Origin of the sequence: Neisseria sp. Marseille-Q2251 (assembly GCF_940793045.1) — a bacterium.
In the GTDB taxonomy this organism is placed as follows: domain Bacteria; phylum Pseudomonadota; class Gammaproteobacteria; order Burkholderiales; family Neisseriaceae; genus Neisseria.
In genome coordinates this window covers 39830-59923 of the sequence record NZ_CALNWV010000005.1, presented here as the reverse complement: position 1 = coordinate 59923, position 20094 = coordinate 39830, and the positions used below count along the sequence as shown (strand labels likewise).

Below are 20094 nucleotides of genomic sequence, written 5' to 3'. Positions count from 1 at the left end.
GGGTGTCAATCGGATATTTGTTTGGGAGTGTTTTTATAGTGGATTAACTTTAAACCAGTACGGCGTTGCCTCGCCTTGCCGTACTATCTGTACTGTCTGTGGCTTCGTCGCCTTGTCCTGATTTAAAGTTAATCCACTATATGATTAGGCGGCCGTTTCAGACTCTATAGGAGGTCGTCTGAAAAATCAGGTCGGTTCGCCTTAATCCGCGTCCGTCCGCTTCAATTCGCCTATGCTGATTTGCAGCGCGTCGGCGTATTTTTGCAGGGTTTTGTCGGGCAGTTTAGCGAAGATTTCGGGACGCAGGTGGCGGCGGAGCTGCCATTTCCATACGCCCGCGGCCATTGCCAAACCGGCTTCGTCGTGGCGGAAGCGGAACATATGGTAATACAGCGGCGAATATTCGCCCCGTGCCACTGCTTCGCGGGCGGCGCGGGTTTGTTCGTCGAGTTCGGCGACCGCCATTTCGGTGGCGTAGGCTTCGTCCTGCCAGCCGCTGCTGGTACCGGCTTCGTAACGCCCGTCGCGCGTGCCGTAAATGACTTTCAGATGTCCGTGGTAGCTTTCGCTGTCATCTTGCGGGATGTCTTTGATTTCCATAGTTTCAGACGACCTTTTTTCAGTTTGCTATACCGCTTCCAAAAGCATAAAGCAAGTTGAGAAACGCCCGCTTTCGGGAACGTAGCACAAAACTTTTTGACCGCGCTCCAATGGGAAGGTGCGCATAAATTCTTCAAGGATGATGTAAATCGATGCCGAGCCGGTGTTGCCTTTGGTATAGAGGTTGGTAAACCATTTTTCCTGAGGGATGTCGAAGCCGATGTTTTTCAGGCCGTCTGAAAGACGGTCGCGGAAAAAGCCGGAAGAGTAGTGCGGCAGGAACCAGTCGATTTCGTCGGCGCGGATGCCGTGTTTGGCGGCGATTTGCGCGAGCGGTTTTTCCACCGTGTATCGGACGATGTTTTCGTTCAATAGTTTTACGTCCTGCTTGACCGCCATCAGGCTGTGGCGGCGGCTGTATTCGGGGTCGGCGTGTTTCCAGCCTTCGAACACGCCGTCACGGAATTCTGCGCCGGCATACATGCAGGGCGGCATTTCGTTGGCGTAGGAGAGCAGCTCTATCCAGCGGATTTTCAGGCTGAGGCCGTCTGAATTGGGGCGGTCGGACAAGTATGCCGCGCCCGCGCCGTCCGACAGCATCCAGCGTAAAAAGTCTTTTTCAAAACCGATTTCGGGGGAGGCGTTTTCCAGCTTTTTATAGTCGGTTTCGTGTTGGAACACTTCGCCGCGCATCACCGCCGAAGCGTTTTCCGACGCGGCGGCGACGGCGTGGGCGTGTTCGCCGGTGCGGATGGCGTTGTAGGCGTGTTTCATCGCTGCCATACCTGCCGCGCAAACGCCCGCCATGCTCAACACTTCGCAGGAGGGTATATTTAAAAGACCGTGTACCATCACGCCGTGTCCGGGCATGGTTTGGTCGGGGTAGGACGTAGCGCAGGACAGGCTGGTGATGTCTTCGGGCTTGATGCCTTGTGCGAACAGCCGACGGACTGCCTCGGCGGCAAGTTCGGCATTGGTATGCGTGGCGCGGCGGCTGTCGGGGTCTATGGCGTAATGCCGTGTTTGGATGCCGTTGGAACGCAAAATCATGCGCCGAACGCGCGAGGGCAGCTCGCCCGCCATGCCGAGAACGGCTTCCATCTCGTCATTGCCGACGGGCGCGTTGGGCAGGAAGGCGGCGATGTGGTTGAGGTAAACGTTTTTGAGTGTGTTATTTGGAATCATGGTTTTGGGTTATATGGCGAAACAAAATAGGGATATTACGGCGCTATTTTGTCTCACTATGGTAAGTGGTCAGCCGATAAACCGCGCCGCGTAATCGCAGCTTGCGGTGAGCGGGATGCCGTGTGCTTCGGCATATGCCGTTAACGCATCCACCAGCATTCGGGCGATGCCCTGATTGCGGAAATTGGGCGAAACTTCGGTATGGTCCACGTCCCAGCCTCCGTTGTGTTCGGTATAACTGATGTAGCCTGCTTCTAAGCCGTTGATGTCGATTTGGAAGCGGCGGCGTTCGGGGTAATGGATCACTTCGTGCATGGAGTGCTTTCTGTATTTGAGGCCGTCTGAAAAACAGGACTGTCGTCGGCCGTTGCTGTAAAACATTTTGGTCGTTTTCAGACGGCCTCTGCCAACGTCGGTGCGGCTTCCGGCGTCAAGCCTTAACCGCTTTGGCGAGTGCCGAAGCTGTCAGCATCTGCGTGCCGAACCAGCCCCAATAAATGCGGTGGTGCTTGATTTTGCCGCTTTCCAGCCGCATCACTTCCAAAATATCCACCTGATCGCCGTCGGGCGTTTGGCGCGGGTATTCCCACACCAGCGTATCGCCCGCAACAAAATAGCGGCCGTCCCGATACCAGCGCACCAAATCGTTGGGACGGCGGCGCGTGCCTTCCTGTAAGAAACGCAGGATTTCGGCCTTGCCGCACAGGATGCCGCTGTCGGTATCCATAATCGCGGGCACCAGCGGGCTTTCAAATACGGCGTCGTCGGCATACAGCGCAATCAGCGCGTCGGTGTCGCGGTTTTTGGCATATTCGTGCCAGTCGCGGTAAATGCGTTCAAAATCGTCCATATACAGTCTCCTTACAGGTTGCCGCCCGCAATCCGATTCATCCGCCGGAGGGTTGGCCGTAATAATCGGCCAGTTTTTTCAGACGGCCTTTGAGCAGCGGATGCAGCAGTTTTTTCACCAATACGCTTACCGGTACCAACACCAGAATCATCGCCAGCAGAAACAGGATATAAAAACACAGCAGGGCGCGGCGCAGCAGCGGGGACACACGTCCGGCGGCCATCAGCAGCCTGCCCCACAGGAAAAAGCTGCGTCCGGCGGCTTTTTCGCTGAAAATCAGTTTTTCGTTTACCTTGACCGCGCCCATGTTTTGAAACAGGGTTTCGTCCAAGGTTTTGTTTTGCAACAGGGTATCCCGCATTTTTGTGCCGAAGCGCGTCGCGTCAGCCAGCTCTCCGTCTGCAATGCCGGCGGAGGGCAGGGCGCGGAAGTATTGTTTGTCGCCCGACAGCAGCCATGCGGGGGTGGTGATGAAGCTGGCGGCGCTGTTGCACGCGTCGATTTTGACGATGTTGCCGATGAGTTTTGCGCCGTTTTGTGTCAACAGCGACTTCATTTTTTCCTGCGCGCCCAACCACATATTGCGGCAACCGATAAGCGTTACCACGGGTTTGCCGTTGAGCAGGCGGCGGGTTTCTTCACGTTGCAGGAAGGCGGTAATCGGCTGGGCGGGCGAGAGGAACCAGACGGTATAAGCGATAACCACGGCGTCGTAATCGTCGGCGGGAATGGTGGGCGGCAGAATCGGCGCGGGTTTCAGGTGGACGGTTTCGGGAAAGGTGTTGAAAAACCGCCAAAACGACCACGGAAACGGATACGGTTCTTGCGGCTCAAGGTTAACGCAATCCACATGGACGCCGCCCTGCTGCAAAGGCTCGGCGAAATTCCGCGCCAATTTTGCCAATTGTCCGGTCTGCGAGTAATACACCAGCAGCACTTTTTTCACGTCGCTTCCCATTATCTATTAACAAAAATTATTCGATGAACGGCTATTATAGCTTTTTTGTAAAATTATTTAAAGAACAATAGGGTGGGATAAATGGAGGTCGTCTGAAAAGGGCGGTAGGCGTGAAAGTGGAGGCAAATGGCATATCCTGAAAGCACTGGGCTTAGGGCAAAAATATGTGCCTAATAAAATGCGAACCTGCGGCTTGCCACCCTCGCTCAACCTCTCATGCGGAGAGGAAAACGCGGGCGGCAAGCCGTCAGGCAGGTTCTTCAAAAGCCGACAGGATGACTTTGCGGGTTTGTCGGATGGTTTGTTTACAGGGCTTTTTTGGCAAAGTCGTCTAACGGTTTGCCGGTTTGCACTTCTCTAAACTGCATCACAGTTTTGTCGCCTTGTTTTTCGTCCAACTCGATTTTGCGTACTACACTGTCGCCGCTGATAACGATGTGGTTGAAAATTTGGCGGGTAACGGCGGTTTTCGGCGTCAAATTCAACGTCCATTGTTTTTCGCTGCCAGAGAGGGCGAGGTTGAATTGTTTTTCCAAACCTTGCGTGTTGCCGCCGAGCAGGTCGAGGAAGAGTTTGATTTGCTGGGTTTGTCCGAATTTGCCTTGGTTGGGGTTGGTCCATGCGCTGCCGTTCCACTGCATGATGCCGTCCGAGCGCACGCGCAGGGTGGTTTCAAACGGTTTTTGCATTTGCCACAACAGGCCTTTTTTCGGGACGAGGACGAATTTCCCGCCTGTAACCATCGGTTTGCTCAGGGATTTCAATTGACGCTGCTGGGTAAACGCACCTTGTACGTTGGACGGTTTTTGCAGGGTTTGGGCGAGTTCGGCGGTGGAAAACGCCCATAAGGCAGGGCTGGCAAGGGTCAGCACGAGAGCGGTAAGTGTCTTTTTCATGTTGTTCCTTTTCAGGTTTGTTTTTCAGACGACCTGAAGGGTCGGGGTCGTCTGAAAACGTAAAGTGTCAGGCAGGAGTAAAGGTCGGATGGGTTTGCACGGCATCCAGCCAGCTTTGCGGAGTCTGAAACTGCATCAGGCCGTCTGCCAGCGAAACGGCGGCTTGGGTAGTCGAAGCGCGGTTGAGCTTTTCGTTGGTTTGCGCATCATAAATCGTATAGTCGATGCGCAGGCAGCTTTCTATTTCGACGATTTCCATATCAACGCGGATTTTTTGGCTGAAGCGGGCGGGGCGGATGTATTTGAGGTTCATCTGCACAATCGGCCAGCTGTATCCCTGCCGCGCCATTTCATTGTAGTCGTAACCGATGGCGGACAAAAAGGCGCAGCGGGCGGTTTCGAGGTATTTCACATAGTTGCCGTGCCAGACGATGTGCATGGCGTCCACATCGAAAAATGGGACTTCGATTTCAAAGCTGTGGCGGCAGTAGATGTGTTTTTTCATGAGTTTCCTTGTGTGACGGGCGCAAGCGGCATAGATTATATAGTGGATTTGCCGCCAAACGGTAAGGCGTTGTGTTGCGCGGATGTAATGTGGCACGCTGCCTAAAACGCGTTTTATTTTACTACACTATGACGGTATTGTTAGGCAGTTTGGCATTTGCTTTAAGGCAGGAAGGTATTGGATATGGCTTATTTGCAAAAAGGTCGTCTGAAACTTTTCAGACGACCTTTGGCTATAAACGGATTTATTGGGTGCTGACAATCCGGTTGATCTGCCATTCAAGAAACGGCGTATATGCCGAGGCGCGACGGATAATGGCTTGGTCTTCGTTATCCGGCGTGCTTGGGCGGCTTTCGGCGGTTTGGATGTTTTTGTTGTCCCATTTGTGGAATGCTTTGCTGTGTTGATGATAGAAACCGCGTTCCGTGATGATGACTTCGGGGTTGTAGCCGTAGCCGCACCACGCGGAATCAGGTTGCGGGGCGGTGAGGTTGCAGCCGGTTTGGTAGTAGCGCGATTTGGACAGGCTTAAGTTGTAGAGGGTCGGCAGGATGTCTTTGTGCGAACCTGCGCGTTCGGGATGGTATTCGGCGCTGCCGCGGTAGGCTTGCGGGACGTAAAGGTAGAAGGGGACGCTGTGGCCGAGTGCGGCATCGGCGGATTCGGGATAGCCGATGGCGCGCATATTGTGGTCGCCGGTGGCGGCGATAATGGTGTCGGGCGCGATGGTTTTCACTTTGCCGATAAAGCGGCCAAGTTGGTCGTTGCTGTATCGGAAAGTGTTGAAGATTTCATTCAGCTCTTTGCCTGAGGCGAGGTTGGCAAGGCGTTTTTGCTCTTGTTCGTCCAAACGGAAGTTTTTCGCCTGATGCGGCGCGGGCAGGCGGTAGGGCGGATGGTTGGTCACGGACATCATCATGATGAATACGGGCGTGCCGCTTTTTTCGGCGCGCGCGAGTTCTTCTTCGGCATAACGGAACATGAATTCGTCGGGTACGCCCCATGTTTCGGATTTGGCTTCAGGATAGTGGGTTTTGAGGGTGTTTTCATCGATGATTTCGTTGACGCCCAAGTGCCGCAGGAAGGTGTCGAAATCGCGCCAGCCGCCGTTACCCGCCGTAATATAGACGACGCGGTAGCCGGCATCGAGATAGGGTTTGAACATATTGCCGGGGAAGATTTTGTTTTTAGCAAGGGATTGGCTGAGGTTGAGACGCGGGCTGCGGACGAAGAAGCGGTGCAAGGTGTCACTGGTGCCGTCTCCCTCGGAAACGAATTTGCGGTACACCCAGTCTTGCTGCCAGTGTTTGCCCAGTTCGCCCAAGAGGTCCCGTTCGGGATTGTCCATGTTCAAGAGATGAGCGCTCATGCTTTCCATGACGGTGAGAACGACGTTGGGACGGTGTTTTTCGACGGCGGCGTTTGCAGCGGTTTGGGCAAAGAGCTGCGTCAAGTCGGCGTCGGTTTTTTTATCGAGCAGAGTACTGATGAGCCGGCTGCCGTCTTCGTCGGAGACGGGATGGAAATTATTGCTGTTGCGGTATTCGTTGACTGCCCAGCTTAGGGAAGTCAGGGCATTGGGAACGAGTTTGTTGATTTGCGGTGCGGCGGAAATCTGCATGGCGGTCTGACGCAGGGGGAATTTGCCGAACGAGCCGCGTATGCCTGCGGCAAGCGCGAGGACGGGTAAGAGGACGGCGGCAATCCAAGCGGTTTTCCCCCATGAGGTCGTCTGAAAGCGGGTACGGTGGCGGATGAGGCTGAAGATTTTGCCGAAAACGAAAGCTGCGGCAATCAAGGCGGCAAGACAGGGGATGACGGGATAGTCCGACCAGACGGTTTTCAGGACAGCGCGGGTATCTTCGTCCGCCAGTCCGAAGACAAAGACGTCAAATTGACGGTCGTAAACGCTGTAATAGAACCAGTTGCCCAGCGCGGCGGCAAAGGCGGTCAGGGAAAGGACGGTTGCGACGGTAGGCAGGAGGCGTAGGGTAAAGGCGGCGGTTTTCTGCGTAGCCAGTCCGAACAGCCCGATCAGGAAGGGGAAGGCGGCGGCAACGGAGGCGATTTTGATGTCGAACAACAGCCCTTTGACAAACAAAGCCGCCAAATCGCCCGCGTAACGGCTGCGGATGTCGTCTGAAACGAAATGGTGCAGCATGAAGAAACGTTCGGCAGAGAAAACGGCGACGATGGATGCCCATAAAATCAGGCAGATGAGGAGGGTTTTCCGATAGGTAGCAAGGCGAGTCATCATAATTGGCGGGTAAGATGGGTTAGATGTAAATTTATATCAAATTTAGTAAGGTGTAATTTTACGGTTTGGCGGTGCGGCTTTCAAGATATGGCAAAAGATTATCAGGAATAGGAGGGGCTTCAGATGCTGCTTTATTCGGCGTTTCTATGCAACTTCGTTGGCGTAGGAAGAGTTGCGCCACTGTATGGGTTGGATTTCTGTTAAACCGGTTTGGGCGGCTTTAAAGGAAAAAGGTCGTCTGAAAACCTTATCTTCCGTTTTCAGACGACCTTTGATGCGATGGCAGTCGTTTACAGCACTGATTTCACAGTATCCACCACATTTTCCACGGTAAAGCCGAATTCTTTGAACAGCAGTTCGGCAGGGGCGGATTCTCCGAAGCGGTTGATGCCGACGACTGCGCCGTTCAGTCCGACGTATTTGTACCAGCCGTCGGCGTGTCCGGCTTCTACGGCGATGTGCGGCAGGCCTTCGGGCAGGACGGCGGCTTTATAGGCGGCGTCTTGGCGGTCGAACACGTTGGTGGACGGCATGGAAACGACGCGGACGGTGATGTTTTGCGCGGCGAGTGCTTTTTGCGCTTCCAAAGCCAGCTCGACTTCGGAACCGGTCGCAATAATGACGGCTTGAGCGTTGCCTTGGGCTTCGCTGATGACGTAGCCGCCGCGTTTGATGTCGTTCAATTGTTGTTCGTTGCGCGCTTGGAATTTCAGGTTTTGACGGCTGAAAATCAGGCAGGACGGGTGGTCTTCGGCTTTTGTGGCTTCCGCCCATGCGACCAAGGATTCGGCGGTATCGCACGGACGCCATACGTCCATATTCGGAATCAGGCGCAGGGTGGCGGTTTGCTCGATGGGTTGGTGGGTCGGGCCGTCTTCGCCGAGGCCGATGGAATCGTGGGTGAAGACGAAGACGGGGTTGATTTTCATCAGTGCCGCCATGCGCAAGGCGTTGCGTTCGTATTCGCTGAACATCAGGAAGGTCGCGCCGAACGGTTTAACGCCGCCGTGCAGGGCAAGGCCGTTCATGATGGCGCCCATGCCGAACTCGCGCACGCCGTAGTGGATGTAGTTGCCGCCTTTTTCGCGGGTAACGGAGACGCTGTTTGACCAGTCGGTCAGGTTGGACGGGGTCAGGTCGGCAGAACCGCCTACCAGTTCGGGCAGCGCTTTGGCGAGGATTTCGATGCTGTTTTGGCTGGCTTTGCGGGTGGCGATGGTTTCGGCTTTGGCGCACACTTCTTTCAATGCGGCTTGAACGTATGCATCGAAATTGTCCGGCAGTTTTTTATCCATGCGGCGCACGAATTCTGCGGCTTCGGCAGGATATTTGGCTTGGTATTGCGCGAACAGTTCGTTCCAGTCGGCTTCCAGTTTCGCGCCTTGTTCTTTCGCGCTCCATGCGTCGTAAATTTTTTGCGGGATTTCAAAGGCGGGGTAAGTCCAGCCCAAATGTTTGCGTGTGGCTTCGATTTCGTCCGCGCCCAAAGGTGCACCGTGGGTTTTGTGGCTGCCTTCTTTGTTGGCACTGCCTTTGCCGATTAAGGTTTTGCAGCAGATGATGGACGGTTTGCCGGTTTCGGCGCGTGAGGCTTCGATAGCGGCTTGAATGGCGGCGGTGTCATGGCCGTTTACGTTGGGAACGACGTGCCAGCCGTAACTTTCAAAGCGTTGCGGGATGTTTTCGGTAAACCAGCCGTCCACTTTGCCGTCGATGGAAATATTGTTGTCATCATATAAAACAATCAGTTTGCCCAAGCCTAAAGTGCCGGCGAGCGAACAGGCTTCGTGCGATACGCCTTCCATCAGGCAGCCGTCGCCCATGAAGACGTAAGTGTAGTGATCGACGATGTTCAAACCGTCTTTATTAAATTCGGCGGCAAGGATTTTTTCCGCCAATGCCATGCCCACCGCGTTGGCAATGCCTTGTCCCAACGGGCCGGTCGTGGTTTCCACGCCGTCGGTGTAGCCGTATTCGGGGTGACCAGGGGTCTTGCTGTGCAGTTGGCGGAAGTTTTTCAGGTCTTCAATGCTCAGGTTGTAGCCGGTCAGGTGCAACAGGCTGTACAACAGCATGGACGCGTGGCCGTTGGAGAGGACGAAGCGGTCGCGGTTGTAGAATTTGGGGTTGGCAGGGTTGTGGCGCAGGAATTTCGTCCACAATACTTCCGCCATTTCCGCCATACCCATGGGTGCGCCGGGGTGGCCGGAATTTGCTTTTTGAACGGCATCGGCCGAGAGGAAACGGATTGCGTTTGCCAGTTGAGACATTTTGTACCTTCCTTGCTGTATTGGTTTGAAACGGTAATAACGGTAAAGAAAATCCCGTTGATTATCGCCCGATTCGGGCAGGCTTTCAAGGATGCGGGCGTCTTTCAGACGACCTTTCCGCCTATCGGGAAGGCAACTTCAAACCGGTACGGCATCGGTTTCGCGTTGTCCTGTTTTAAAAATTGTCCGCATTAAGGGGTCGTCTGAAACAGGCAAAGCAGATGAGATTAACTGTTATTCCGTTTTGAAACAGTAGTTTATAAATTTTTATCGGAGATATAGCGATTCGCTATAAACATAGCGTCATCGGTTATATGCAACTGCTTGAATATCGCCGATTTCAGACTTGGGCAACGGAAAAATCAAAACGGGTGGCATATAAAAGCCAAGTAGGGCTTTTTGCTTTGGTCAAGCTCAAATGATATGATTCCGACGCATATAAAAGGTCGTCTGAAAAACCAATCAAACCAGTAATCAGAATAAAAGACCTGCGCGCAAACACACGAAGGAACACTGAAAAATGTCAACAGAAAACCAAGCCGAAAACGCTGTGTCAGAAGAAAAAAACGCTGTCCCGAAAGAGCAGTCCGAGAAACCGGCAAAAACCGCTCCGCCCAAACCCTCAAAACCCAAATCCAGCGTCATCCAAATCCATCCCGAAGGCGAACGCATCCATCCGAAAAAAGCGGAAGGGCGGTTCGCCAAGTTGCGTATAGCCGCCGTATTGGCGACGCAGTTTGTGTTTTATGTGATTCCGTGGTTTAACTGGAGCGACCGCCAGGCGGTACTCTTCAATATTCCGGACCGGCATTTCTTCATTTTCGGGCTGTCACTGGGTATGGGCGACTTGATTTACCTTGCCCTGCTGCTGATGATTTGCGCTTTCGGACTTTTTTGGTGGACGACGATTGCCGGACGCTTGTGGTGCGGCTATTCCTGTCCGCAGACGGTTTACACCGAAATCATGCTGTGGATCGACAACTTGGTCGAAGGCGACCGCAACAAACGCCTGAAGCTGGAAAAATCGCCGTGGAATTTCACTAAAATCCGCATTAAAGCAACTAAAGCCCTGCTGATTTTCCTTGTCTGCGCGTGGACAGGCATTACCTTTGCGGGCTGGTTTGTCCCGATCCGCCAGTTCGTTCCAGACTTGTTTGCCGGAGCAGCAGGCGGCGGCGCGATGTTTGCTGCAGCGTTTTACGGCTTCATGACCTTCTTCTTTGCCCACGTTATGCGCGAGAAAGTGTGCCTGCATATGTGTCCGTATGCACGCTTCCAAAGCGCGATGTTCGACAAAGACACGCTGATTATTTCTTACGATACCGAACGCGGCGAACCGCGCGGCGCACGCAAGAAAACCGCCAACAAAGAAGACAGCGGATTGGGCGACTGCATCAACTGCACTATGTGCGTACAGGTCTGTCCCGTCGGTATCGATATCCGCGACGGTTTGCAATACCAATGTATCGGCTGTGCGGCGTGTATTGATGCCTGCGACGAAATTATGGACAAAATGGGCTACCCGCGCGGTTTGATACGCTATACGACCGAAGGCGCGTTGGAACATGAATATCCTGAAAGCGACATCAAAAAACGCTTGAAACGTCCGCGTGTGGCGGGATACGGCGCTGTTTTGCTGGTGGTCATCATCGCTTTCTTGGTCGGACTTTCCACCCGTAAAATGGTCGAAGTCGATATTCTGAAAGACCGCGGCGTGATGGTGCGCGAAAACAGCAAAGGTTGGCTGGAAAACGCATATAACCTGCGCATTATCAACAATAGTGAAAACGAACAAGTGATGACTGCGACAGTCAAAGGCTTTGAAGAAATTGCCCTGACCGGACTGCCGGAAGGCGGCGTGAAAATCGCACCGCGCCAAACGTTGACCATCCCCGTCCAAGTTTCCACCATTCCCGAATACGCCGACAAGGGCAGCCATCCGATTGAGTTTACCTTCACTTATCGCGAAACCGGCAAAGCAGATGGCAAACCCACTATCTTGGAAGAAGAAGCAACCTTTATCGGAGAATAAAACGTGTCCGAGCAAAAACAAGTCAAACCTTGGTACAAACACATTTGGCCGTGGGTGCTGATGGCGGGTCCTATTTTTGTCGTGATTGCCAGTGTCGCCATGTTCTTCGTCGCCAAAGAACATGCAACCGATTTGGTAACGGACGACTATTACAAAGATGGCAAACACATCGACATCCAGCTTCATCGCGATGAAGAAGCGGTGAAGCGTCATATACAGGTGCAAGTGCTGATCAGTCCGGATAAGGATGCGGCCAAAGTGTTTGTCAGCGGAGAATTCGATCCCAAGCAGCCGTTGAACCTTCTCTTGATGCACCCGACTAAAAAATCGGAAGACCAAACCGTCAAACTGCGCGCCGTCAGTACGAAAGCCCAAAACGGCCGTATGGAGTATGAAGCGACTTTCAAACCCCTGACGCCGACCAACCACTGGTATCTGCGTGTGGAAGATACCTCGGGTGTTTGGCGGGTGGAGGATAAATGGATAGTCAGTCAAGGCAATGCAATCAATCTGACCCCTATGAACAAATTGTTTGAGAACGCCAATCAGAAGCCGAAAGATTCAGGACAATAGTTTGACAGGCTCAAAAGGTCGTCTGAAAAATTTCAGACGACCTTCATGCTGTAAGGTTTGTGATGATGTTGGCGCAAATATAGTGGATTAAATTTAAACCAGTACGGCGTTGCCTCGCCTTAGCTCAAAGAGAACGATTCTCTAAGGTGCTGAAGCACCAAGTGAATCGGTTCCGTACTATCTGTACTGTCTGCGGCTTCGTTGCCTTGTCCTGATTTAAATTTAATCCACTATAAAGCGGGTAGGGGATATGGCAGTATCGCTTGTAAACGTAGCTGAATGAGTGTTAAGGCAGAACAACCGTTTTCAGACGACCTCGGCCGTCATGAAAGTAACAAGGACAAGATATGAGTAAACGCTGGCGCAGGCTGACGGACAACGAAATCAAAATGGCAAAGCTGATTTTTGCCGACAGCATTGATTACGCCCGCGTCAAAATCTATCGCGGCATTCCTTGTCTGCCGACCATGCGGGTTGCCGTTTCGCCCAATGGGAACATCTATTTCCCGCGTAATAACTGCCCTGACGACTTCGCCCTTGCTTCCGAGTCCCATCAAATATGGATGATTCATGAATTGACCCATGTTTGGCAGTACCAGCAAGGATTTAAAACCTGGTTGGGCGGATTGTTTTTGTTCGTCAGCGGAGGCTACCGTCGCCGTCGTGCCTATCTCTATCCCAAGCTGTCCGATATTTGTCATTTCAGTATGCTGAATATGGAGCAGCAGGCGGATTTATTGGCGCATTATTACGCGTCGTGTTATCTAAAAGGCAACATATACAACGCCCAAAATCAAACCTTTCAAAGCGTTTTAAAGTCATTTATTGACGACCCGTGCCAAAAAGAATGGCTGCCTCAATGCAGGTTTTATCGAAAAAACAAACAGACTTGAGAGATTTTATTGGCTGAAAGATGGTTCGAATACAAGCTTTCAGACAGACAAGCAAGTCCGTTATAATAGGCAAATTAACTATCATAACCACATCAAAGGTAAATCATGCCTTGGAACATACCGATTTTTCTGACTTGGATGCGTGTTTTGCTGATTCCGGTCTTTACTTTGCTGTTTTTCCTGCCAAAAGGGTGGATTGCACCGGAAACCGTCAATTGGACTGCTGCTATCATTTTCGCACTCGCAGCCGTAACCGATTGGTTTGACGGATTTTTAGCAAGGCTTTGGAAGCAAACCTCCGATTTCGGCGCATTCCTCGATCCCGTTGCGGATAAATTGATGGTAGCGACCGCATTATTGCTGCTGGTCAGCCTTGGCCGTACTTATGTTATTTTCGCCATTATCATCATCGGCAGGGAAATCACCATTTCCGCTTTGAGGGAATGGATGGCGCAAATGGGCAGACGGAGCAGCGTTGCCGTTGCCACGATCGGCAAATTTAAAACTGCCGCGCAAATGGTTGCCATATTTTTATTGCTCTTAGCCTCCAATCGATTTGACAATATTTTTTACCTGACAGGTAACATATTGATGTTTATCGCATCTGTATTAACCCTCTGGTCAATGTTCTATTATCTGAAAATGGCGTGGCAGGAAATCAAATAAAAAATAAAACAAACCCCTTGACGACAAGTTTTAAATCCATAATAATTGCGTCTTCTTCAGAAACAGCAGCAAGAAACAGACATTCGGCGGGAATAGCTCAGTTGGTAGAGCGCAACCTTGCCAAGGTTGAGGTCGCGAGTTCGAGACTCGTTTCCCGCTCCAAGCGAATCCTGTTTTAAGTTGCCCTTCAGTTTCTCAGATGCGGGAATAGCTCAGTTGGTAGAGCGCAACCTTGCCAAGGTTGAGGTCGCGAGTTCGAGACTCGTTTCCCGCTCCACAGTTTAATTTTCAGATGTGTCCCATGCGGGAATAGCTCAGTTGGTAGAGCGCAACCTTGCCAAGGTTGAGGTCGCGAGTTCGAGACTCGTTTCCCGCTCCATATTTCAGGCACATTTGGATATGCGGGAATAGCTCAGTTGGTAGAGCGCAACCTTGCCAAGGTTGAGGTCGCGAGTTCGAGACTCGTTTCCCGCTCCAGTTTGAACACTACCTAGTAGTTTATTTGGCGAGATAGCAAAGTGGTAATGCAGCGGATTGCAAATCCGTGGACGCCGGTTCGATTCCGACTCTCGCCTCCACTCATTTCATGGCGGGGTGGCAGAGTGTTTATGCTATAAGGGGTGCAACCCTTATATAGGCCGGTTCAAATCCGCGCCCCCGCCTCCAAATTTCAATATAAAACAGTCTGCGCCCGGGTGGTGAAATAGGTAGACACAACGGACTTAAAATCCGTCGGCCCTAAACCGGCCGTGCCGGTTCGATTCCGGCTCCGGGCACCAATAAATCTATGAATTTATTGAATAATCTAAGACTCTAAATTACTAAAAGACAGCTTATAATTCAGGCTGTCTTTTTGCTTTGTGCCCAATTTGTGTCCAACTTGTGACCTTTACCACAATGTAATTGCATGAAATCAAAAGCCCAAGAAAAAGCCCTGAAAACCGGACAAGTTTTCAGGGCTTAATTTTATATTCTACACTCGTTTACACGCTAAGAGCTTGAAAGATAAGATGTAGTCGTAAGTAATAACTGTTCTCATTGATGTAAGTCAAAAAAATATCGGGTAAGTGTTCACATCTCTGTCAATCGTTACACTTCATAGAGCTAAAGTGCTATTCTGCAAAGGTAAATTTCTTCTACCTATAAATTTATCTGACAAATTAGGAGCTTGATATGTCAACCGATGTACAGCAACGCCCTGCCGCTTGGGAAGGTTTTGTCGGCGGTAATTGGGAAACCAATGTCGACGTGCGCGATTTTATTCAGAAAAACTACACGCCTTATGAAGGCGATGCGTCTTTCCTCGCGCCTGCAACCGAGGCGACAACCAAACTGTGGGCGGACGTGATGGAAGGCATCAAAGTCGAAAACCGCACGCACGAACCTTACAAAATCGACGCTCAAGTCGTGTCCGGCATTACCAGCCATGCACCGGGCTATATCGATAAAGATTTGGAAACCATCGTCGGTCTGCAAACAGACGAGCCTCTGAAACGCTCCATTATGCCGTTTGGCGGTTTGAAAATGGTGCAGGACGCGTGCAAAGTGTACAACGTCGAGTTGAACCCTGAAGTCAGCGAAATCTTCACCAAATACCGCAAAACCCACAACCAAGGCGTGTTTGATGTTTATACGCCCGACATCCGCCGTTGCCGCAAATCCGGTGTGATCACCGGCTTGCCGGATGCTTACGGTCGTGGTCGCATCATCGGCGACTACCGCCGCGTGGCATTGTACGGTATCGACTTCTTGATGAAAGACAAACTCAACCAGTTCAACTCGCTGCAAGCCGATTTGGAAAACGGCGTGGATTTGGAAGAAGTCATCCGTCGCCGCGAAGAAATCAACGAACAATACAAAGCCTTGGGTCAAATGAAAGAAATGGCAGCCTCTTACGGCTACGACATTTCCGGTCCTGCGAAAAATGCGCAAGAAGCCATCCAATGGACTTATTTCGGCTACCTTGCCGCCGTTAAATCACAAAACGGTGCCGCCATGTCGTTCGGTCGCGTGTCTTCGTTCTTGGACATCTACATTGAACGCGATCTGAAAAACGGCGTAATTACCGAAACCCAAGCGCAAGAATTTATCGACCATTTGGTGATGAAACTGCGTATGGTCCGTTTCCTGCGCACGCCCGAATACGATCAACTCTTCTCCGGCGACCCGATTTGGGCGACCGAATCCATCGGCGGTATGGGTTTGGACGGCCGCACGCTGGTAACACGCACCAACTTCCGCGTGCTGCACACCCTGTACAACATGGGTCCGTCTCCCGAACCGAACATCACCGTATTGTGGTCCGAACAACTGCCGCAAGGCTTTAAAGAATTTTGCGCCAAAGTGTCCATCGACACCTCGTCCATCCAATACGAAAACGACGATTTGATGCGTCCGGACTTCAACAGTGACGACTACGCCATTGCCTGCTGCGTCAGCCCGATGGTGGTCGGCAAACAAATGCAGTTCTTCGGCGCCCGTGCCAACTTGGCGAAAACCCTGCTGTACGCAATCAACGGCGGCGTGGACGAAAAATCCAAAGACCAGGTCGGCCCGAAAACCGAACCGATTTTGGACGAAGTCTTGGACTACGACACTGTCTTTGCGCGCATGGACAAATTCATGGATTGGCTGGCAACCCAATACGTTACCGCGCTGAACATCATCCATTACATGCACGACAAATACAGCTACGAAGCCGCGCTGATGGCGCTGCACGACCGCGATGTGAAACGCACTATGGCCTGCGGTATCGCCGGTTTGTCTGTGGCCGCCGACTCGCTGTCCGCCATCAAATACGCCAAAGTCAAACCGATTCGCGACGAAAACGGTATTGCCGTCGACTTTGAAATCGAAGGTGAATACCCGCAGTTCGGTAACAACGACGACCACGTGGACGACATTGCCTGCGACTTGGTGGAACGCTTCATGAAAAAAGTGGCGACCCACAAAACTTACCGCAACGCAACGCCGACCCAGTCCGTGTTGACCATTACCTCCAACGTCGTATACGGCAAAAAAACCGGCAACACGCCGGACGGTCGCCGTGCAGGCGCACCGTTCGGTCCGGGTGCCAACCCGATGCACGGCCGCGATGTCAACGGCGCCGTCGCTTCCTTGACCTCCGTAGCCAAACTGCCGTTTGAGTTCGCCAAAGACGGTATTTCCTACACCTTCTCCATCGTGCCGGGCGCATTGGGTAAAGACGAAAGCTCACGCGAACGCAACCTCGCAGGTTTGATGGACGGCTACTTCCACCACGAAGAAGGCGAATTGGAAGGCGGTCAACACTTGAACGTCAACGTACTAACCCGCGAAACGCTGGAAGACGCGATGAACAATCCGGACAAATATCCGCAACTGACCATCCGCGTGTCCGGTTACGCCGTACGCTTCAATTCGCTAACTCGCGAACAACAGCTTGACGTGATTACCCGTACCTTTACACAAACCATGTAAAGCAAAGGGTTTGCAGTAAACCAAGCCGGGGGACGGATTATCCGGAACCCGGCTTGATTTTGCCTGAAGCAATGGTTTGGTAATATCAAAATCCAGCGGATTAACTTTAAATCAAGACGACTGAAGGCGGTACAATAGAGTTATCGTTAAAACGCTTTTAGCCATTCAAAAACAACCCATAATCTTCCCCAAAAAGGGAACGCAATGCCCGCGCATTAATCCAATAAGAAGAAGCCTCTGCAACACAAAAACAAGTTTTCAGACGACCCCAATATCCGGTACATCAGACACCATGCAGACATCCATCGCCATCAACCCCGAAACACCCGCCCCCGCCAAAGACCTCGGACACCGCCATTACAACGGCAAAGGCATCGTCCATTCCGTAGAATCCTGCGGCGCGGTGGACGGTCCCGGATTGCGTTACGTCCTCTTCCTGCAAGGCTGTCTCATGCGCTGCCTCTACTGCCACAACCGCGACACATGGGACTTGCACACCGAACAAGCTCAAGAAATGAACGTCGCCGAAGTCATGAAGCAAGTCATGTCCTACCGCCACTACTTGCGCGCCACAGGCGGCGGCGTTACAGCAACAGGAGGCGAACCGCTCCTGCAATACGAATTCGTACGCGACTGGTTTACCGCCTGCCACGAACACGACATCCACACCTGTCTCGACAGCAACGGCTACGCCCTGCATTACGACTCCATCCTTGACGACCTGCTCGACCACACCAACCTCGTCATGCTCGATTTAAAACAAATCGACCCCGAAATCCACAAAGTCCTCGTCGGCATCCCCAACACCAAAACCCTCAAATTCGCCCACTACCTCGCCGAACGCAAACAGCCCGCACGCGTCCGCTACGTCGTCGTCCCAGGCTATACCGACGACGACCGTTCCGCCCACCTGCTCGGCGAATTTATCGCCGATATGGACAATATCGAAATGGTCGAACTCCTTCCCTATCACGAACTGGGTGCGCACAAATGGGCATTGTGCGGCGATACCTACAAACTCACCGGCGTACATCCGCCTCCCAAAGAAACCATCCTCAAAATCAAATCGATTTTGGAAAGCTACGGTAAAAACATCATTTATTGAGTTCAAATCCAAAAAGGTCGTCTGAAAAAGAAATATTCGCTTTCGGACGACCTTTTAGCCGTTTATCTCATTTGTTGCAGCACATTACATCAATCAATTTATCATATATAGTGGATTAAATTTAAATCAGGACAAGGCGACGAAGCCGCAGACAGTACAGATAGTACGGAACCGATTCACTTGGTGCTTCAGCACCTTAGAGAATCGTTCTCTTTGAGCTAAGGCGAGGCAACGCCGTACTGGTTTAAAGTTAATCCACTATAAATCTATTGTCATTTTAGACCTTTAGTCGCAATCTTTGAGCTACGGTGACGCAATGCAGTATGGGTTCAAACTTGGGCTACTAGACCATTCTTAATCTTTAAAAATTAACTTAGGAAAGAGCAGTATGATGAAAAAGTTTTTATATGTGTTTTTACTTTTTATACCTTTGTCAGCCTATGCAGGGACATATCGAGTAAACAAAACAGGTCTATTGCTTCAGACAAAGCATTTGAAAAATGGAAATATACAGTTTGATATATATAACCCGCGGAATTCAGGGAAAAATTCTTTGGTGCAAGGCGTGGCAAAATTAAAATCAGGGGATTTGGAAATTAATACAGATGAAGAAACGGGTCTAGGTTATGATGTAGATGAATATATTCATGATAAAAACCAATGCTTCATATCGATACGCCTAGATGTAGAAAAGGGTAAGAAAGGCTCGTTAAAGACCTCATGTCCGAAACAAAATGAATTAAGACATCTTAATCTTCCAATTTTGAAAATTAAGTAGGTGTAACCCGTGATGGGGTTGAAACGCGCCATTTAAAAAGCTCGTCTGAAAATTATTTCAGACGAGCTTTTAGTTTTGTGGAAGTGTGATTCCACTTAAGCTTGATCATTTTATTGAAAATCTTTTTTCAAAATCCTTTTTATTATAATTGTAAGTTCTTTTATATTTATATAAATATACATAAGACAAAGTTGTAGATTCAAAAATTGGAGATAAATCATTATCTTCTATTTCTTTACAAACAAATGATTTTATGTTTTTCATTTCTTTAAGAAACAAGCAATTTGGTATACTCATGTGTAAGTATAATCCTTTTAAATTCTCACATTTAGATAAAATTGATAAGTCAACTTGTTTGTTAATCCCTTCGAATTCTATTTCGCACAAGTTTTTACACTCTAAAATATCTTTAATCTCAATTAGTTTTCTGGCTAATCTGATTGTTAATTCATCTAAATTGCTCAAATGATTAATTCCTGATAAATCTATTCCTGAATAGTTCCTTAATACTAATCTTGTGAGGTTAGGTATTTTGTCTAAAAAGGATAATTTATTGGCGTATGATAAATATAAAAAACTCAGATTGTTGTTATTAAATATAATGTTATCCGAGTAATGGCATACAAGCGTGTTTAATTTAGGAAATTTACTGATATCAACTTTATTATCACTCCACCATTGTAACCACTGTAATTCTTTTAAGTAATATATCGGTTGAATATCAGCTGATTTTGCTAAAAAACAGGAAAGTTTGAAATGAGTAATATTTGGAAATTGCTTTAGGAAGTCCAAATTTATTTCGTAGACTCCATTCGTATTCGATGCAATACCAATTTTATCTACCTGAGGAAATTTTGATAAAACATATTCTATGGCACGGTCAATATTTTCAACATCGAGCATAATGTAGTCGTCTAATTTCCAAATGCCATTTTTGTCAAATAGCGTATTCAATTCTTCAACTCCTTATTTTTATTTTAATAACAGTAAACTTAGGCTAGATTAAAAAACCACCATTTAAAAAGGTCGTCTGAAAACCCTGTTTCAGGTTTTCAGACGACCTTTCG

17 protein-coding genes and 7 tRNA genes are annotated in these 20094 nt (G+C 50.3%); 14 read left to right on the top strand and 10 right to left on the bottom strand.

The genetic code is table 11. The annotated features are described in order from the left end of the window. Nucleotides 1-201: 201 nt before the first annotated feature. The 9 genes from AAG834_RS03555 to tkt form a co-directional block, all read right to left on the bottom strand. Nucleotides 202-600, bottom strand: coding sequence for a hypothetical protein (locus tag AAG834_RS03555; protein ID WP_342031275.1), 399 nt, complete (start codon nucleotides 598-600; stop codon nucleotides 202-204). Between the two features lie 27 nt (nucleotides 601-627). Next, nucleotides 628-1785: a beta-ketoacyl-ACP synthase III gene (locus tag AAG834_RS03550; protein ID WP_342031274.1), complete on the bottom strand. Its 1158-nt coding sequence runs from the start codon at nucleotides 1783-1785 to the stop codon at nucleotides 628-630. 69 nt (nucleotides 1786-1854) lie between these two features. Next, nucleotides 1855-2100, bottom strand: a complete 246-nt coding sequence (locus AAG834_RS03545; protein WP_342031273.1) for a GNAT family N-acetyltransferase — start codon at nucleotides 2098-2100, stop codon at nucleotides 1855-1857. A gap of 115 nt (nucleotides 2101-2215) precedes the next feature. Beyond that, entirely contained in the window at nucleotides 2216-2635 is a 420-nt protein-coding gene (locus AAG834_RS03540; RefSeq protein ID WP_039850824.1) for a nuclear transport factor 2 family protein, read from the bottom strand. A 37-nt stretch (nucleotides 2636-2672) separates the two neighbouring features. After that, on the bottom strand, nucleotides 2673-3581 hold the full coding sequence (locus AAG834_RS03535) for a flavodoxin family protein (RefSeq protein WP_342031272.1): 909 nt from the start codon (nucleotides 3579-3581) through the stop codon (nucleotides 2673-2675). Between the two features lie 317 nt (nucleotides 3582-3898). After that, a complete protein-coding gene (locus AAG834_RS03530; protein WP_003759132.1) occupies nucleotides 3899-4489 on the bottom strand; it encodes a LolA family protein in 591 nt (196 codons plus the stop codon). 67 nt (nucleotides 4490-4556) lie between these two features. Next, on the bottom strand, nucleotides 4557-4994 hold the full coding sequence (locus AAG834_RS03525; RefSeq protein ID WP_040668630.1) for an acyl-CoA thioesterase: 438 nt from the start codon (nucleotides 4992-4994) through the stop codon (nucleotides 4557-4559). A gap of 244 nt (nucleotides 4995-5238) precedes the next feature. Beyond that, nucleotides 5239-7251 (bottom strand): LTA synthase family protein, encoded by a 2013-nt coding sequence (locus tag AAG834_RS03520; RefSeq protein WP_342031271.1) that lies wholly within the window; start codon nucleotides 7249-7251, stop codon nucleotides 5239-5241. A gap of 290 nt (nucleotides 7252-7541) precedes the next feature. Further along, nucleotides 7542-9521, bottom strand: a complete 1980-nt coding sequence (gene tkt, locus AAG834_RS03515) for a transketolase (RefSeq protein ID WP_342031270.1) — start codon at nucleotides 9519-9521, stop codon at nucleotides 7542-7544. A gap of 520 nt (nucleotides 9522-10041) precedes the next feature. Between tkt and ccoG the strand changes: the two genes are divergently transcribed. From ccoG to AAG834_RS03445, 14 genes are all read left to right on the top strand, one after another. Next, nucleotides 10042-11553 carry a cytochrome c oxidase accessory protein CcoG gene (gene ccoG, locus AAG834_RS03510; protein ID WP_039408519.1) on the top strand — a complete coding sequence of 504 codons (1512 nt, stop codon included), beginning with the start codon at nucleotides 10042-10044 and terminating at the stop codon, nucleotides 11551-11553. Nucleotides 11554-11556: 3 nt separating this feature from the next. Beyond that, nucleotides 11557-12126, top strand: a complete 570-nt coding sequence (locus AAG834_RS03505; RefSeq protein ID WP_342031269.1) for a FixH family protein — start codon at nucleotides 11557-11559, stop codon at nucleotides 12124-12126. A gap of 347 nt (nucleotides 12127-12473) precedes the next feature. Beyond that, nucleotides 12474-13019: a type IV secretion protein Rhs gene (locus AAG834_RS03500; protein WP_342031268.1), complete on the top strand. Its 546-nt coding sequence runs from the start codon at nucleotides 12474-12476 to the stop codon at nucleotides 13017-13019. Between the two features lie 105 nt (nucleotides 13020-13124). Continuing rightward, entirely contained in the window at nucleotides 13125-13685 is a 561-nt protein-coding gene (gene pgsA, locus AAG834_RS03495) for a CDP-diacylglycerol--glycerol-3-phosphate 3-phosphatidyltransferase (protein WP_003744331.1), read from the top strand. Nucleotides 13686-13771: 86 nt separating this feature from the next. Then, a tRNA-Gly gene (locus tag AAG834_RS03490) sits at nucleotides 13772-13847 on the top strand. Between the two features lie 39 nt (nucleotides 13848-13886). Then, nucleotides 13887-13962 (top strand) — tRNA-Gly (locus AAG834_RS03485). Nucleotides 13963-13988: 26 nt separating this feature from the next. After that, nucleotides 13989-14064, top strand: a tRNA-Gly gene (locus AAG834_RS03480). 22 nt (nucleotides 14065-14086) lie between these two features. After that, nucleotides 14087-14162, top strand: a tRNA-Gly gene (locus tag AAG834_RS03475). A 27-nt stretch (nucleotides 14163-14189) separates the two neighbouring features. Continuing rightward, a tRNA-Cys gene (locus AAG834_RS03470) sits at nucleotides 14190-14263 on the top strand. A gap of 10 nt (nucleotides 14264-14273) precedes the next feature. Beyond that, nucleotides 14274-14351 (top strand) — tRNA-Cys (locus AAG834_RS03465). Nucleotides 14352-14374: 23 nt separating this feature from the next. After that, a tRNA-Leu gene (locus tag AAG834_RS03460) sits at nucleotides 14375-14464 on the top strand. A 394-nt stretch (nucleotides 14465-14858) separates the two neighbouring features. Beyond that, entirely contained in the window at nucleotides 14859-17144 is a 2286-nt protein-coding gene (gene pflB / locus AAG834_RS03455; protein WP_342031267.1) for a formate C-acetyltransferase, read from the top strand. A gap of 292 nt (nucleotides 17145-17436) precedes the next feature. After that, nucleotides 17437-18249 (top strand): pyruvate formate lyase 1-activating protein, encoded by an 813-nt coding sequence (pflA, locus tag AAG834_RS03450; RefSeq protein ID WP_342031266.1) that lies wholly within the window; start codon nucleotides 17437-17439, stop codon nucleotides 18247-18249. 388 nt (nucleotides 18250-18637) lie between these two features. Beyond that, nucleotides 18638-19027 (top strand): hypothetical protein, encoded by a 390-nt coding sequence (locus AAG834_RS03445; protein ID WP_342031265.1) that lies wholly within the window; start codon nucleotides 18638-18640, stop codon nucleotides 19025-19027. A gap of 105 nt (nucleotides 19028-19132) precedes the next feature. On the opposite strand, the gene AAG834_RS03440 is transcribed toward AAG834_RS03445, so the two are convergent. Continuing rightward, nucleotides 19133-19981, bottom strand: coding sequence for a hypothetical protein (locus tag AAG834_RS03440; RefSeq protein ID WP_342031264.1), 849 nt, complete (start codon nucleotides 19979-19981; stop codon nucleotides 19133-19135). Between the last annotated feature and the right edge of the window lie 113 nt (nucleotides 19982-20094).

Excerpts from the sequence above, each read along its gene's own strand:
- AAG834_RS03555 (WP_342031275.1), bottom strand. The coding sequence starts at position 600 with ATGGAAATCAAAGACATCCCGCAAGATGACAGCGAAAGCTACCACGGA.
- AAG834_RS03550 (WP_342031274.1), bottom strand. The coding sequence starts at position 1,785 with ATGATTCCAAATAACACACTCAAAAACGTTTACCTCAACCACATCGCC.
- AAG834_RS03545 (WP_342031273.1), bottom strand. The coding sequence starts at position 2,100 with ATGCACGAAGTGATCCATTACCCCGAACGCCGCCGCTTCCAAATCGAC.
- AAG834_RS03540 (WP_039850824.1), bottom strand. The coding sequence starts at position 2,635 with ATGGACGATTTTGAACGCATTTACCGCGACTGGCACGAATATGCCAAA.
- AAG834_RS03530 (WP_003759132.1), bottom strand. The coding sequence starts at position 4,489 with ATGAAAAAGACACTTACCGCTCTCGTGCTGACCCTTGCCAGCCCTGCC.
- AAG834_RS03525 (WP_040668630.1), bottom strand. The coding sequence starts at position 4,994 with ATGAAAAAACACATCTACTGCCGCCACAGCTTTGAAATCGAAGTCCCA.
- AAG834_RS03520 (WP_342031271.1), bottom strand. The coding sequence starts at position 7,251 with ATGATGACTCGCCTTGCTACCTATCGGAAAACCCTCCTCATCTGCCTG.
- tkt (WP_342031270.1), bottom strand. The coding sequence starts at position 9,521 with ATGTCTCAACTGGCAAACGCAATCCGTTTCCTCTCGGCCGATGCCGTT.
- ccoG (WP_039408519.1), top strand. The coding sequence starts at position 10,042 with ATGTCAACAGAAAACCAAGCCGAAAACGCTGTGTCAGAAGAAAAAAAC.
- AAG834_RS03500 (WP_342031268.1), top strand. The coding sequence starts at position 12,474 with ATGAGTAAACGCTGGCGCAGGCTGACGGACAACGAAATCAAAATGGCA.
- pgsA (WP_003744331.1), top strand. The coding sequence starts at position 13,125 with ATGCCTTGGAACATACCGATTTTTCTGACTTGGATGCGTGTTTTGCTG.
- pflB (WP_342031267.1), top strand. The coding sequence starts at position 14,859 with ATGTCAACCGATGTACAGCAACGCCCTGCCGCTTGGGAAGGTTTTGTC.
- pflA (WP_342031266.1), top strand. The coding sequence starts at position 17,437 with ATGCAGACATCCATCGCCATCAACCCCGAAACACCCGCCCCCGCCAAA.
- AAG834_RS03445 (WP_342031265.1), top strand. The coding sequence starts at position 18,638 with ATGATGAAAAAGTTTTTATATGTGTTTTTACTTTTTATACCTTTGTCA.